This window comes from Niveispirillum fermenti (assembly GCF_052474395.1).
This window is the reverse complement of record NZ_CP156681.1, coordinates 1,588,298-1,602,205: the sequence shown is the minus strand read 5'-3', so window position 1 is coordinate 1,602,205 and position 13,908 is coordinate 1,588,298. Positions and strand designations below refer to the sequence as shown.

15 protein-coding genes and 1 riboswitch are annotated in these 13,908 nt (G+C 66.9%); of the genes, 7 read left to right on the top strand and 8 right to left on the bottom strand.

Annotated features, from left to right (window positions below; translation table 11 throughout):
• Nucleotides 1–81 precede the first annotated feature (81 nt).
• Nucleotides 82–390 carry a hypothetical protein gene (locus ABC728_RS18825; RefSeq protein WP_416618371.1) on the top strand — a complete coding sequence of 103 codons (309 nt, stop codon included), beginning with the start codon at nucleotides 82–84 and terminating at the stop codon, nucleotides 388–390.
• A gap of 118 nt (nucleotides 391–508) precedes the next feature.
• On the opposite strand, the gene ABC728_RS18820 is transcribed toward ABC728_RS18825, so the two are convergent.
• A complete protein-coding gene (locus ABC728_RS18820; protein ID WP_416618370.1) occupies nucleotides 509–1,273 on the bottom strand; it encodes a TlyA family RNA methyltransferase in 765 nt (254 codons plus the stop codon).
• A gap of 65 nt (nucleotides 1,274–1,338) precedes the next feature.
• On the opposite strand from ABC728_RS18820, the gene ABC728_RS18815 reads away from it, so the two are divergent.
• A complete protein-coding gene (locus ABC728_RS18815; RefSeq protein ID WP_416618369.1) occupies nucleotides 1,339–1,476 on the top strand; it encodes an entericidin A/B family lipoprotein in 138 nt (45 codons plus the stop codon).
• A 65-nt stretch (nucleotides 1,477–1,541) separates the two neighbouring features.
• On the opposite strand, the gene ABC728_RS18810 is transcribed toward ABC728_RS18815, so the two are convergent.
• The 5 genes from ABC728_RS18810 to ABC728_RS18790 all read right to left on the bottom strand — a co-directional run bounded on the left by ABC728_RS18810 (nucleotide 1,542) and on the right by ABC728_RS18790 (nucleotide 6,163).
• The gene (locus tag ABC728_RS18810) at nucleotides 1,542–2,882 is read right to left on the bottom strand and encodes a M16 family metallopeptidase (protein WP_416618368.1); all 1,341 of its coding nucleotides are present in this window, start codon (nucleotides 2,880–2,882) and stop codon (nucleotides 1,542–1,544) included.
• A gap of 8 nt (nucleotides 2,883–2,890) precedes the next feature.
• A complete protein-coding gene (locus ABC728_RS18805; RefSeq protein WP_416618367.1) occupies nucleotides 2,891–4,330 on the bottom strand; it encodes a M16 family metallopeptidase in 1,440 nt (479 codons plus the stop codon).
• A gap of 123 nt (nucleotides 4,331–4,453) precedes the next feature.
• Nucleotides 4,454–5,056 (bottom strand): manganese efflux pump MntP, encoded by a 603-nt coding sequence (locus ABC728_RS18800; RefSeq protein WP_416618366.1) that lies wholly within the window; start codon nucleotides 5,054–5,056, stop codon nucleotides 4,454–4,456.
• 4 nt (nucleotides 5,057–5,060) lie between these two features.
• Nucleotides 5,061–5,237: riboswitch (yybP-ykoY riboswitch) on the bottom strand.
• A gap of 74 nt (nucleotides 5,238–5,311) precedes the next feature.
• Complete coding sequence (locus ABC728_RS18795) at nucleotides 5,312–5,677, bottom strand: hypothetical protein (protein ID WP_416618365.1); 366 nt, start codon at nucleotides 5,675–5,677, stop codon at nucleotides 5,312–5,314.
• A 15-nt stretch (nucleotides 5,678–5,692) separates the two neighbouring features.
• Nucleotides 5,693–6,163: a hypothetical protein gene (locus ABC728_RS18790; protein ID WP_445376458.1), complete on the bottom strand. Its 471-nt coding sequence runs from the start codon at nucleotides 6,161–6,163 to the stop codon at nucleotides 5,693–5,695.
• A gap of 348 nt (nucleotides 6,164–6,511) precedes the next feature.
• Between ABC728_RS18790 and ABC728_RS18785 the strand changes: the two genes are divergently transcribed.
• From ABC728_RS18785 to ABC728_RS18775, 3 genes are all read left to right on the top strand, one after another.
• Nucleotides 6,512–7,354, top strand: a complete 843-nt coding sequence (locus ABC728_RS18785; protein ID WP_416618363.1) for a hypothetical protein — start codon at nucleotides 6,512–6,514, stop codon at nucleotides 7,352–7,354.
• Nucleotides 7,355–7,484: 130 nt separating this feature from the next.
• Nucleotides 7,485–8,183: a cell division ATP-binding protein FtsE gene (gene ftsE, locus ABC728_RS18780; protein ID WP_416618362.1), complete on the top strand. Its 699-nt coding sequence runs from the start codon at nucleotides 7,485–7,487 to the stop codon at nucleotides 8,181–8,183.
• 52 nt (nucleotides 8,184–8,235) lie between these two features.
• Complete coding sequence (locus ABC728_RS18775; RefSeq protein ID WP_416618361.1) at nucleotides 8,236–8,943, top strand: pseudouridine synthase; 708 nt, start codon at nucleotides 8,236–8,238, stop codon at nucleotides 8,941–8,943.
• A gap of 7 nt (nucleotides 8,944–8,950) precedes the next feature.
• Here the strand turns inward: ABC728_RS18775 and ABC728_RS18770 are convergent, their stop codons facing one another.
• Entirely contained in the window at nucleotides 8,951–9,586 is a 636-nt protein-coding gene (locus tag ABC728_RS18770) for a beta/gamma crystallin-related protein (protein WP_416618360.1), read from the bottom strand.
• A gap of 197 nt (nucleotides 9,587–9,783) precedes the next feature.
• Here ABC728_RS18770 and ABC728_RS18765 point away from each other — a divergent pair, with 197 nt between their 5' ends.
• Nucleotides 9,784–11,400: a peptide ABC transporter substrate-binding protein gene (locus ABC728_RS18765; RefSeq protein ID WP_416618359.1), complete on the top strand. Its 1,617-nt coding sequence runs from the start codon at nucleotides 9,784–9,786 to the stop codon at nucleotides 11,398–11,400.
• 43 nt (nucleotides 11,401–11,443) lie between these two features.
• On the opposite strand, the gene ABC728_RS18760 is transcribed toward ABC728_RS18765, so the two are convergent.
• Entirely contained in the window at nucleotides 11,444–12,442 is a 999-nt protein-coding gene (locus ABC728_RS18760) for a zinc-dependent alcohol dehydrogenase family protein (protein ID WP_416618358.1), read from the bottom strand.
• Nucleotides 12,443–12,668: 226 nt separating this feature from the next.
• Here ABC728_RS18760 and ABC728_RS18755 point away from each other — a divergent pair, with 226 nt between their 5' ends.
• The gene (locus tag ABC728_RS18755; protein ID WP_416618357.1) at nucleotides 12,669–13,901 is read left to right on the top strand and encodes a metal-dependent hydrolase family protein; all 1,233 of its coding nucleotides are present in this window, start codon (nucleotides 12,669–12,671) and stop codon (nucleotides 13,899–13,901) included.
• The last annotated feature ends 7 nt before the right edge of the window (nucleotides 13,902–13,908 follow it).

The following is a 13,908-nucleotide window of genomic DNA, read 5'->3' as shown; positions in this document are numbered from 1 at the left end:
GGGTTTCCTCTTCCCCTTACACCCCTTGGGACGTTAACCTAATGCCCAGGGGCGCTTCTTGACTTTCAACGGAAACTGACGATGACCCGTCTTACGACCTCCCTGCTGCTGGCCGCCGCCCTGGTGGCGGCCCCGGTCAGCGCCTTTGCCCAGTCGGCCCCGACCAGCGCGCCGACGGCCCCCGCCACCGATGCACCGCGCGTCAGCGGCGCGGCCGCGGGCGCCAACAAGGCCTCCTTCTTCGCGTCGGGCAACCTGATCCCGATGGCCGGTGTTGCCGCCGTGGCCGCGGCCGGCGTGATTGCCGCCACGATCGGCGGCGGCGATGACGAGGCTGGTCCCCCGACCGCCACGAGCACCGCGACGGCAACGGCAACGACGACGAACTGACCGTTGGCCTGACAATAAGGGGCGCGAACCCCGCCACCTTTCCAAGGTGGCGGGGTTTTTCATGCGCGGTGCGCGCCGGCGATGCCCATGGCGCGCGACCCGAAAGCGCCGATGCCGATCAGGCGTCCCGCCGGCCGGCGATCAGGAATTCCTTGTTGCCTTCCGGCCCCGTGATCGGGCTTTCAGTGATGCCCAGCACGGTCCAGCCGGGCTGCGCGGCGAGCCATGCCTGGATGCGGTCACAGACCTCCTGGTGCAGTTCCGGCTCCCGCACGACACCGCCCTTGCCGACCCGTCCCTTGCCCACCTCGAACTGCGGCTTGATCAGGGCCAGCAGAAAGGCGCCCGGCCGCGTCAGGCCCATGGCGGCGGGCAGCACCGTTTCCAGCCCGATGAAACTGGCATCGCAGACGACGATGTCGGCGGGATCGGGAATGATCTCCGCGGTGAGATGCCGGGCGTTGGTCTTTTCAAGCACGGTGACGCGCGGGTCCTCCCGCAGTTTCCAGGCCAGTTGGCCGTGCCCCACATCCACCGCATAGACACGCGCGGCCCCGCGCGTCAGCAGCACATCGGTGAACCCACCCGTGGAGGCGCCGACATCGACGCCCGTGAAACCAGTCGGATCGATTGCAAAATGATCCAGCCCCTTGACCAGTTTCAGGCCACCCCGGCTGACCCAGGGATGGTCCTGGCCCTTCACATGCAGGGATTGGCTTTCCGGCACCGTGTCCCCGGCCTTGTCGATGCGGCGCGTATCGGCATAGACCAGCCCCGCCAGGATCAGGGCCTGCGCCCTGGACCGGCTTTCCGCCAGACCCCGATCGACCAAAGCCTGATCCACCCTGACTTTCGCTTCCTTGACTTTTGGCGGTTTGGACATGCGGGCCCGGTTTTGCGATAAAGGGGTTACCTGGGATTGATAGTCCCTGAACCATGGATACGCCAATGAAACACGCCCTGATCATCGCATCGCTGACCCTCGCCGCCCTGTCGCTTTCCGCCTGCAACACGGTCGAAGGCGTGGGCAAGGACATAAAAAGCGCCGGCCAGGCGATCGAGGGGAGCGCGCAGGGGGCGAAGTGACGGCGGGTCGCCGCCGCGACCGATGGTCAACCATGTCGACCGTCGGTCGCGGCGGCTGAGGGGCGTCAATTGTAAAGCGTGCCGTCGGCCGTCACGCCCGCCGGCTGGCCCACCAGGATGGTGGTCAGCCTGGCCGGGTCCAGCAGGCGGGCCGCCACGCGGCGGACATCGGCCAGCGTCACGGCGTTGAGCAGGTCGTTGCGCTTGTTCAGATAATCGATACCCAGATTGTCCCGCTGCACCTGCAGCAGCAGGCCGGCAATGGCACCATTATTGGTGAATTGCAGCGGGAAGGAACCGGTCATATAGGTCTGGGCATCGCGCAGTTCTTCCTGCGTGATGCCGTTCTGTGCCACGTCGGCCCATATCTCCTTCGTGACGCTGAGGGCCTCGGCCGCCTTTTCATTGACGGTGGACCCGCTGACCGTGATCAGGTTGGCATGGTCGTAGCTGACCAGGCCGGACCCGATACCATAGGTCAGGCCGCGCTTTTCCCGGACCTCGTCCATGAGACGGGAAGAGAAACCACCGCCGCCCAGGACATAATTGAGGATGCTGGCCGCATACCAGTCGGGATCGGACCGGTCCAGGCCGGCATGGGCCATGATCATGACCGTCTGCGGGATGGGGCGGGGCACCAGGATGGTCTTGCCGGGGGCCGCCGGCACCGTGTCCGCCACGGGCGCCAGGGTGGCACTGGCCGGCAGTTCACCGAACAGCCGGTCAAGCAGGGGCGCCAGTTCGGCGGCGGTGATATCCCCCGAAACAGCCACCTTCAACCCGTCGCGCACCAAGCGCGTGCGGGCGAATTCCACCAGATCCTCGCGCGTGATGGCGGCCAGCGTTTCCGGCGTGCCGCGCTGGGGCAGGCCATAGGGATGGCCCGGGAACACTGTGTCGCCAAAGGCAAGCTGCGCCCAATAGCTGGGATCGGCCTGCGACCGGCGCAGGCTGGCCAGCAACTGGCCCCGCAGCCGTTCGATCGCATCCGGGTCGAAGCGCGGGCGGGTCAGCGCCAGATGCAGCAGGTCGAACGCCGTGTCCTTGGTTTCCACCAGCGTCGTCACGCGACCCACGAAGCCGTCACGGCCGGCGCTGAACGCCAACTGGATGGAATTGTCGTCCAGCCTGCCCTGGAAGGCCTGGGAATCGAGCTCGCCTGCCCCTTCATCCAGGGTGCTGGCCGCCATGATGGCCAGGCCCAGCTTGCCGGCCGGGTCGCGTTCCGTACCGCCCTGGAAGGCGAACTGCATGGCGATGATCGGGTTCTTGGTGTCGCGGACCAGCCAGGCCTCCACCCCGCCAGGGCTGACCACCTTTTCGATATCGATGGCGGCGGCGGGCAGGGCGGCAAACAGCAGGGCCGCAGCCGTCAGCAGCAGGGCGGCGGTCCTTTGCATCATCATCCGGGCAATCATTGGATGGTCCCCTGGTTGCTGGCGGGGGCGCCGGCCGGCGGCGCGGCGGCGGCCTCGGCCGTGACGGCGCCCGGCAGCAGGATGCCGGTGGCATGGTTGTCCCGGCCCAGGACGGTGCGGGCCGCCTCGTTCACCTGCTCCACGGTCACGGCATCGATCCGGTCGGGCCAGGCCTCCACATCCGCCACCGTCTGCCCCGTGGTCAGCGCGACGCCGAAGGCATAGGCCGGCCCCTGCAGGCTGTCGCGGGCGAAGATGGCGTCACGGCGCAGGCGCACCTTGGCGGACTGCACCTCTGCCGGCGTCACCCCGTCCTTCAGCAGCCGGGCCAGTTCGGCATCGATGGCCTTTTCCAGCGCCTCCACCTCCTGCCCCGGGGCCGGCGTGGCGGAGATGCCGACGGTTCCCAGGTCCAGGGCATAGGGATTGTAGAAAAGGCTGATCCCGGCTGCGACCTTCTGTTCCACCACCAGCGACCGGTAAAGCCGGCTGGTCGCCCCGTCGGCCAGAACCGTCTCCAGCACCTCCAGCGCGTGGGCAAGGCGGGTGTCCCCGGCATTGTAGCTGGGGGCCTTCCACAGGCGGGTCCAGTTGGGCTGGCGAACCTGATCGTCGGAAAGCGTGATGCGGCGCGCGCCCTCCGTCGGGGGTTCCGTCACGCGGACGCGGGCAGGGATATCCTCGGCTGGCCTGATCTTGCCATAGGTCTTCTCGGCCAGCGGCTTCAGTTCGGCCGCCGTGATGTCACCGGCCACGACCAGGATGGCATTGTTGGGCGCGTAATGCCGCTTGTAGAAATCAAGCGCATCCTGAGTGGTCAACTGCTCGATCTCGTGCATCCAGCCGATGATCGGCGTGCCATAGGGGTGATGCACGAACAGCAGGCTGTAAAGCTGCTCGTACAGGCGCGATGCGGGCTCGTTCTCGGTGCGCTGGCGCCGTTCCTCCTGGATCACCTTGCGTTCCGGCAGGACGATGGCGTCCGTCAGGCGCAGATTGACCATACGGTCCGCCTCCATCCCCATGACCAGTTCCAGCCGGTCGCGGGCGATATTCTCGAAATAGGCGGTATAGTCGTAGGAGGTGAAGGCGTTGTCGCGCCCGCCATTGCGGGCCACCGTGCGGGAGAATTCCGACGGCTTCATCTTGGCCGTGCCCTTGAACATCAGATGTTCGAGATAATGGGCCAGCCCGGACTTGCCCGGGTCCTCGTCGGCGGACCCGACCTTGTACCAGACCATGTGGCTGACCACGGGCGCGCGGGGATTGTTCACCACCACCACCTGCATCCCGTTCTTCAGCGTGAAGGTCTCCGGATCGAAGACGCGGGCGGCGGCGGGAAAGATCGCGGCGGCAACCGTCAGGGCCGACAGCGCCACCCCCGCGGCAAGCCGCCGCCAGCGGCGGTGGGGTGCGGGGCGTGCATTCTGGGTCACGGGGCTTACATCCTCCCGGCTTCAACGACAGGCATCCAATGTGGGGCCGCCCGCATGGATTGCCAATGGAATTCGCCAATGGAAGCTTGATGCACGCCCGTCACCCGGCAGGCCGCCGGCGGATCAGCCGCCGGCCAGCATGCCCAGATGTTCCAGCAGGATCTTGGTGCCCAGGCCCACCAGGGCGATGCCGCCGACAATCTCGGCGATACGGCCCAGGCGACCGCCCACGACCCGGCCCACCAGCATGCCGATGGTCGACATGGCGAAGGTGGCCGCACCGATGCACAGGGCAATGACCAGGATATTGACCTCCAGGAAGGCCAGGCTGACCCCCACGGCGGCGGCGTCGATGCTGGTGCCGACGGCCGTGGCGACCAGCGCCAGCGCCCCTGCCCGCCCTGTCCGGGCCGCGACATCATGCAGCGGCTGATCCCCGCCCGGCCCTTCCTCGCCACGGGCCATGGCCTCCCAGACCATGCGGCCGCCGACCAGGACCAGCAGGCCGAAGGCGATCCAATGGTCGATCGCCTCCACGAAGCCGGCAGCCACCATGCCCAACGTCCAGCCCAGCAACGGGGTCAGCGCCTCGATCACACCGAACACCAGCCCATGGCGCAGGGCCATCGGGACGGAGGGGCGATGTGCGACACCACGGCCGATGGATGCGGCGAAGGCGTCGGCCGACATGCTGAAGGACAGGATGGCAATGGCAGCGGGGGTCATCACGGGCAATCCACCGGGCAGGACACACAGCACGTCCATTCGCCCGGCCGGTGCGGACGATGAAGCGCGCTGGTCTTGCTAGGCAGATATCCAAACTGCTGATCGCGCCATGCCCGGCAAACCGGACAAGTATGTTGACGCGATCCCGGCCTTCCAGACCGGAAGCTACTCCCCAACGGGGGTTCGGGTACTCCAGAATGACGCGCTGCGTCAAGCGTCAGGGCGTCGCGGCCGGACGGCCCATCACGGGAACGATCATTTGGCCAAGCCGGAGGCACCCCAGAGCGGGGCGATGAAGCCGAGGCCCGTCGCCTTCGACAAGGCGTCCCACAGCGCCCCGACGACAGCGTTCCAGAGCTTTTCCAGGGTGACCAGCACGACGCCGACCAGCACCCGCAGCAAATTGGCCGCACTCTGTTTCAGACTATCGAGAAAGTAATCCTGAAGCGCGGGGCGGATACGCCCCGTGGCGATGCCGTCGGCAAGCAGGGCGGCCTGTGCTGCCAACCCCTCCAACTGCTGTTCGGAAAAGCCCGCCACGAGCTTGATATCCTTGCCCACGATGGCGGTTGCCTCGTTGGTGATCTGGGTGACCAAGGCACCCACGTCAAAATAGGCCATCACACACCCCCCTCGTTACTGGTCACGATTTAATGCGTTCTCGTACATCAGCGCCTGCTGGACATCGATGCTGAAGCCATTCTGGAAAAGCCGCGCCTCCTCCAGGCTCAGCCCCGCCTGCTGATCGGATTGCCGCATCATGGAAAAGTCGTTGGCAATCTTGGTCAGGATGTCGCCCGTCGGGGCGGCGAAGGTCTGCACCTTCGTCCAGTCCTTGAGCTTCAATTCCACGAATTTCGGCAGCCCCGCCGGATCGGGCCGGGCCCTGGCCAGATTGGCCAGGGCGGTGGCCTGTCCGATCAGGGCGGTATAGGTCTCCTCCCGCTTCTGGAAGGTGGCCTGCGGCACCCCGCCCGCGGTCTGCGCGAAAAGCTGCATGGCCTGCTGATTCAGGGTCTGCAAGCCCTGGACCAGGGCGGGGCTGTAGGCCGGCGCCAGTTGGGCGGCACAACCCGCCAGCAACCCACCCAGCAACAGAAAAGCCACCAGAAATCGCAACCGGACCAGCACAATTCCCGGGCCCGGTAAATATGCCGACACCGACCTCCACATGTCCCCACCCCGCTGATTTAAAGTTCTTAAAAAGCGTATCATTCGATAAAATAAATATTAGTAGCTATTAATAGATATATGACCTTCGAAGCCATGCAAAAAGCCGCCATCATGGCGACAGGGCGACATCGGCGGTGAAAATCGCTGTCACCCACCCGGCGGCATTGAAGGGCAACGGGAAAACAGGTAACGATTCCGCGCTGCGGGGGCGTCGGGTCGGCACAAGGGCCGGGAACCGCCTCCGCCTTGTGATTTTAAGGCTGGGCGCAGGAGACGATTGGCATGACGCGGACCTTCATCTCGATGGCGAAGACGGGTGGACAGGGCAAGACCCTGACGGCCCAGATGCTGGTGCTCCAGCACGAGCAGAAGGGCGTGCCGGTCAAGCTGGCGGCCGCGGACAGCGACAGCCTGAACCAGCGGTCCAAGTTTGGCCGCCTGTTCCACAATGTGAAGGAACTGGGCATCGGCGAGGACCTGACCAAGGTCAAGAGCTCCACCGACCCCAACCTGGCCATCAAATATTGGGACGAGTTCGGCCGCACGGTCCTGGAAGGCGGCTATGTCATCGATGTCGGCGCCAATGTCGCGGCCGAGCTGTTCTCCTGGGCGGAAGCGCGCAACGCCGGCTCTCTGCTGCGCCGCCGCAACTCGCCCCCCATCGACCTTGTCGTGACCACCAAGGCCGAGGGTCAGGCCATCGAGGATGCGCGCGGGCTGATCCAGTACAGTTTCGACAAGAGCGAGTGGCTGCCCGTCGGCCGCCGCTATGTCGTGCTGAACGAGGTGTCGGGTGGCTTCGCCGCCTATGAGAACGATCCCGGCTTCAAGCGGCTGAAGGCGTTCCAGGGCATGGGCGTCCATATGGTCACCATGAAGCGCTGTGAAAGCGATATCTGGAACCTGCTGGAGCGTGAGCTGATCTCCGTCCGCGACGCGCTGAAGATGACGGAAGTCGACCTGGAAAAGCGGTTCGGCATCGATGTCTGGACCGGCCATGGCGGCCTGACCGACCTGAAGGCCTGGGCCGACGAAACGCTGGCCGCGTTCGAGAAGGTGGGCCTGGTGCCGGTGCGTGACGGTGCCGGCGGCAATCTGGAAGCGGTGGGTGCGGGCTGTTCCTGAAAGGATCTGGTCCCGGAACCCGCGCGGGAGGAGGCCCCCACACCACCCCCGCGCAAGGGCCGGAAACGGAAATGACGAAGCCGGTCCCGTCGGCCGGGACCGGCTTCGTTCTTGAAGGGAGGATGGGCGCTTGGTCCGTTTCGAGAATGTCGGGTTGCGCTACGGCAACGGGCCGGAGGTATTGCGCGACCTCAGCTTCGAACTGGCGCCCGGATCCTTCCATTTCCTGACGGGACCGACCGGCGCTGGCAAGTCCAGCCTGCTGAAGCTGCTTTACCTGTCGGAAAGGCCGTCGCGCGGGCTGATCACCCTGTTCGGGGAACCCTTGTCCAAGGTGCCGCGGGAACAACTGCCCGACATGCGCCGCCGCATCGGCGTGGTGTTCCAGGATTTCCGCCTGCTGGATCATATGAGCGTCTTCGACAATGTGGCCCTGCCGCTGCGCATCGCCGGGCAGGGGGAAAAGCACACGCGCGAGGCGGTCAGCGAGCTTCTGGAATGGGTGGGGCTGGCCGACAAGCTGGACGCCCTGCCCCCGACCCTGTCGGGCGGACAGAAGCAGCTTGTCGCCATCGCGCGCGCCGTGATCACCAGCCCGCAACTGATCATCGCGGACGAGCCGACGGGCAATATCGACCGCGACATGTCGATGAAGATCATGCGGCTGTTCATCGAACTGAACAAGCAGGGTACAACCTGCATCGTGGCCACCCACGACTGGCCGCTGATCGACAAGATCAAGCGCCCCATGCTGGAACTGTTCGAAGGCAAGCTGGCCGAGGCCTCCTGGTGGCTGAAGCCCGACGAGACGCTGGAAGACCCCGCCTGACCCGCTCCGGTCCTGTCTCCGGCACCCTGATCCAACCCGCAGGAACATTCCCATGCGTCTTGTCCGCCTGATCGCCAACCTGGGCTATGGCAGCCAGCGCGACGTGAAGATGCTGCTGCGCGCCGGCCGTGTGACACGGGCCGACGGCACGATGCTGTCCGACGGGGACAAGGCGGACCACGCCGACATCCGCATCGATGAAGAAGCGCTGGACCCGCCGCAGGGGTCGGTGCTGATGCTGCACAAGCCCGCCGGCTATACCTGCTCCACCAGCGATCCGGGCCGGGTGGTCTATGAATTGCTGCCGGAACGGTTCCAGTACCGCAATCCCATCATGGCACCCGTCGGCCGGCTGGATCGGGATACGACCGGGCTGCTGCTGCTGACCGATGACGGGCAGTTGCTGCACCGGATCATCTCACCCAAGGCCAATGTGCCCAAGGTGTACGAAGCCGAACTGGCCCGCCCCCTGACGGGGGAGGAGGCCGGTATGTTCGCGTCCGGCACCCTGATGCTGAAATCGGAGAAGACGCCCCTGCTTCCCGCCACGCTGGAAGCGCTGGGGGAAACGCGGGCGCGGCTGACCATCAGCGAGGGGCGCTACCACCAGATCCGGCGCATGTTCGCGGCCGTGGGCAACCATGTGGAGGCGCTGCATCGCGTTTCCATCGGCGCCCTGCGGCTGGACGGGCTGGCGGAAGGGGAATGGCGGCTGCTGTCGCCCGGCGAGGTGGCGCGGGTCTTCGCCCCCGCCACCTGAAACGCCGTCAGCGCCAGATATTGGTCTGCCCGCCGGCACAGCGGTAGCGCCAGGGCTGCCCATCCCACCAGATGGTGCCTTCCACGCTGCTGCCGGAGAATTCGGTGCGGGCACGGAAGCCGTAGCGCTGCTGGAAGGCCCGCTCCACCTGGGTCTGGCAGGCATTCTGCGGCCGGCTGGAAACGGGGCCGGCGGCCCCGCCGCCCGGCCCGTTCCAGATGATGTCGTCATCGCGGTGGCGCGGCGGTGGCGGTGGCGGACCGGGCGGCGGGTTCCACGCCCAATGATCATGGCCGCGCCCGTCGTCCCGTGGCTGGCTGCGCCCCACCTCGCGCAGGGAGGTGATGCCGCCGCGCAGATATTTCACCTCGGCCGTGTCGGCCACCCGCGCGCCGCCGACAAGCGTGCGGCAATCGTCATACCGCTTGTTCTTGCAGATTTCCCAGGTTCCGGAATGCACGACCAGCGACCGCGCACGATCGTTCCAGGGCGGCAGCTTGGTCAGCGAGTCCACATCGCGCGTGATGGTGATGCGGTCGCCCCGGAAACCGGGCTGCGAATAAAGCGTGACGGACCCGGCCAGCACCTGGCCCGCCACCAGCATGGACCCCATCGCGGCCAAAGCCGCCAACCAGCGTTTCATCCCCATCCGGCCGCCGTTCCTGTTTCCGGTCGGCCGCTCCCTTTCAAACCGCCCGATCCGCCGGGCGTACAGCCATACCGTGACCATGCTTTGTGGCGGGCCCGCGGCACGGGCGGGGCGGGATTTCGATGATGGGTCCGATCACCCCCCTCGACAGGGCCCCACCGACCGGCCACCCTGTCCTGCCACGAGGAAGAATGGAAGAGGCCGGACCCTTGCCCCAGCGCCGCATCACCCGCCGCACCCTGATCGCCACGGCCGCGTCCCTGCCCCTGCTGGCGGCCGGAACGGCACCGGCCGCCGGCCGGCCCGTGCTGGATATCGGCCTGGGGCCGGAAGTGGACACGCTGGACCCGCACCGGTCCACGACCATCGTGGCGGGCGCCCTGTTCATCGAATTGTGGGAGGGGCTGACCAGCTTTGCCGCCGATGGCAGCGTGGCGCCCGGCGTCGCAGAGCGCTGGGAAACCAGCGTTGACGGCCTGACCTGGACCTTCCACCTGCGCGCCGATGCCCGCTGGTCCGACGGCAGCCCCGTCACGGCCGACGATTTCGTCTTCGCCTGGCGGCGGGCCGTGACGCCGGCCACGCGGCTGGGCCTGCCCGAATGGGTGGCGCCCATCCGCAACGCCCTGCCCATCCTGCAGAACGGCGCCCCGCCGGAAAGCCTGGGGGTGGCGGCACTGGACGACCGCACCTTGCAGGTGACCCTGGAACATCCCAAGCCGGACCTGACCGTCTATACCGCCTATTGGGTGCTGTGCCCCTTGCACCGGCCGTCGCTGGCCGCCCATGGCGACAGCTTTGTACAGCCGGGCCGGCTGGTCGGCAACGGCGCCTTCACCCTGGCGGCAGCCGTGCCGCAAAGCCATTACGCGCTGACGGCGAACCCGCATTACCACGGTGCGGCGGCCCTGCGCGTCGCCGGCGTCAATTATCATGTGACGGAGGATCTGCAGACCGAGCTGAAACGGTTCCGGGCCGGCGAACTGGTGGCCACCAAGGAGGTGCCGCCCACCCAACTGGATTGGGCGCGCACCCATCTGGCCGACAGTTTGCGCCTGGCCTATCGGGCCAGCACCTTCTTCCTGATCCCCAACCTGACCCGCGCGCCCTGGAAGGACAATCCCGATCTGGCCACAGCCCTGTCAATGGCCATCGACCGGCGGACCATCGTGGAGAAGATCACGCGGGGCGGGGAACTGCCGGCCTTTTCCATGACGCCGGAGGGGCTGGCCGGGTACAACCCGCCGCAGGCCGGCTGGGCCGGGCTGGCCGACAACGACCGCATCGCCGCCGCCCGCGCCCTCTACGCACGGGCAGGATATGGTCCCGGCAGGCCGCTGTCGCTGGAACTGCTCTACAACACCAACGAATTGAACCGTCAGGTGGCGGTCGCCGTCGCCGCCATGTGGCAACAGGTTCTGGGCGTGCGGACCACCCTGGCCAACCAGGAATTCAAGGTCGTGGTCGGCCGGATGAAGGAACATTCCTATCCGGACATCGTGCGCATCACCTGGGCCGTGGGGCTGGTGACGGAATATCTGAACCTGCTGCGCTCACGCGCCAATACGGTAGGGCCGGGCTATGTCAACCCCGCCTTCGACCGGGCGATGGCGGATGTGGACCAGTCCGTGACCATCGGCCAGTTCCATGAAAGGCTGGCGGCGGCGGAACGGCTGGCCATGGCCGACATGCCCATGATCCCCATCATGCGCCAGTCCAGCCGCCGGCTGGTCAGCCCGCGGCTGCAAGGCTGGGTGGACAATGCGCTGGACCTGCATTCCGCGCGGTTTCTGTCACTGGCCGGATAAGCGGACGGCGACGGGAAAACGGGCGGGGCAGCGGCCCGCCGCCTCAGCCGTAGCGGGTCTGCATGACGATCTTGCCCTTCTGCGCGCCGCTGTCCATGTAGGCATAGGCGTCCAGCGCCTGTTCGAAGGGGAAGACCCGGTCGATGACGGGGCGGATGCGCCCATCCGCCATGGCCGCAGCCACGAAGGCGCGCGACCGCTCCACAGCACCCGGATCGCGCAACTGGTTGATCAGGGAATAAAGATGGATCTGTGCCGCCACGCGGATCAGCGGCACGATGGGGCAATCGATGGTGGGCGACCCGCCCATGGCGCCATAGACGAAGATCATCGCACCGGGCGCCAGCGCCTCGGCATATTGATGGAAGAAATCGCCGGCCACCGCCTCATAGACGATGCGGACGCCCTGGCCGCCCGTGGCCGCCCGGATCTGGCCGGCCACATCGCCCTGGTCCATCACGATGACATGGTCGGCCCCGGCCTGGCGCAGGAAATCGGCCTTGGCCGCGCTGCGCGTGCTGGCCAGCACGGTGGCGCCCAGCAGGCGGGCGATCTGGATGGCGCCAAGCCCGGCGCTGCTGGATGCAGCGGTGACCAGCACGGCGTCACCGGGACCGGCGGCGGCAATCTCCTTCAGCGGGAAATAGGCCGTCAGGTACTGCATCCAGGCGCCCGCCGCCTCCACCGCCGAATAGCCTTCCGGCCAGGGGGCGATGAAGGGTTCCGGGGTGATGGCGAATTCACCGCCCACGCTATAGGCCGGGTCGCCGAACGGCATGGCGCTGACCCGGTCGCCGACCTTCACGGACGTGACGCCGGGCCCCACGGCATCGACGATGCCAGCCGCCTCGAAGCCAATGCGGCTGGGAAAGCTGGTCTGCGTGTAATGCCCCCCATGCAGGTACAGAAGATCGGCCCGGTTCAGGCCGATGGCATGCACCTGGTACCGTACCTCCCCCGGACCCGGTTCGCGCCGGTCGATGGGGCGGATGACAAGGCGGTTCTCCCCGTCGATGCGGTCGACAAGCAGGGCATTGTTCATGATCTCTCCTTCGGGTCCCGTGATTGGCCTTGTGCCGCACACAATCTAGCCCGCCCGGCGCGCCCATGCCCGCGCACCATGGGGTAGTCGGGCCGCAACTGGTGTAGCGGCGGGCCGGCCACGCTACCCGAACCGTCCGGCTTCTACCCCACGGGGCGCATTTGTCCCCAAGCACCCCTGGCCGATGATGGAGGCCCATCATCATCTTGTCTGCCGGGAAGTCTTCATGCTGACGGAACTGCGCAACTGCACCATCTTCGACGGGTACGACCCCACCCTGCTGCCGGGCCGGTCGATCCTGATCGAAGACGGCATCATCCGTGAAATCGCCGAGCGGCCGGGCAGCGCGGCGACGGCGCGGGTGGTGGATGCCGGCGGCCGCTTCGTGATGCCCGGCCTGATCGATGCCCATTTCCATGCCTATGGGGTGGAACCAAACCCCGCCCATGTGGATCGGCTGACCCCGCAATTGCGGGCCCTTTACGCCCGCGACATCCTGGAAGGCGCGCTGAAGCGCGGCTTCACCACCGTGCGCGATGCCGCCGGCGGCGATTACAGCCTGTGGGCCGGGATCGAGCGGGGCCTGATCCCCGGCCCGCGCCTGTTCTATTCCGGCCTGGCGCTCAGCCAGACGGGCGGGCATGGCGACCTGCGGGCGGCGGGCCATTACCTGGAAGGGGCCATGTGCGCCTGCGGCTATTGCGGGGCCATGGCGCGCGTCGTGGACGGGGTGGACGAGATGCGCCGCGCGGCGCGCGACCAGCTTCGTGACGGGGCCACGCAGTTGAAGCTGTTCATATCCGGCGGCGTCCTGTCGCCGACCGATCCTTTCTGGATGAACCAGTTCTGCGAGGATGAGATCCGCGTGGCGGTGGAGGAGGCGCGGTCGCGGCGCACCTATGTCATGGCCCATGCCCATACGGCCGAAGCCACCATGCGCTGTCTGCGCAACGGCGTGCGGTCCATCGAGCATGCCACCGCCATCGACGCCGAAACGGCCCGTGCCGTGGTGGCGCACGACGCCTATGCCGTGCCCACGCTGGCCATCATCCATGCCATCCAGACGGCGGGGCCATCCATGGGCCTGCCCCAGGTCATGCTGGACAAGCTGGCGGAGGTGGCGGGTCACGCCCTGGCCTCCATCGACCATCTGATCGCCGCGGGCGCGCGCATCGGCTTCGGCACGGACCTGCTGGGCCTGCGCATGATGCCCCTGCAATCCCATGAATTCACGCTGCGCCGGCAGGTGATGCCGGCCCTGGACATCCTGCGGTCCGCCACCTCCGTCAACGCCGCCCTTCTGATGATGGAAGGGCGGCTGGGCACCGTGGCACCGGGGGCCTTCGCCGACCTGTTGGTGCTGGACGGCAACCCGCTGGAGGATATAGCGGTGCTGGAGCAGCCCGACCGGTTGAAGCTGGTGATGAAAGGGGGCACAATCATGGTGGACAACCTGTGACAGGGCG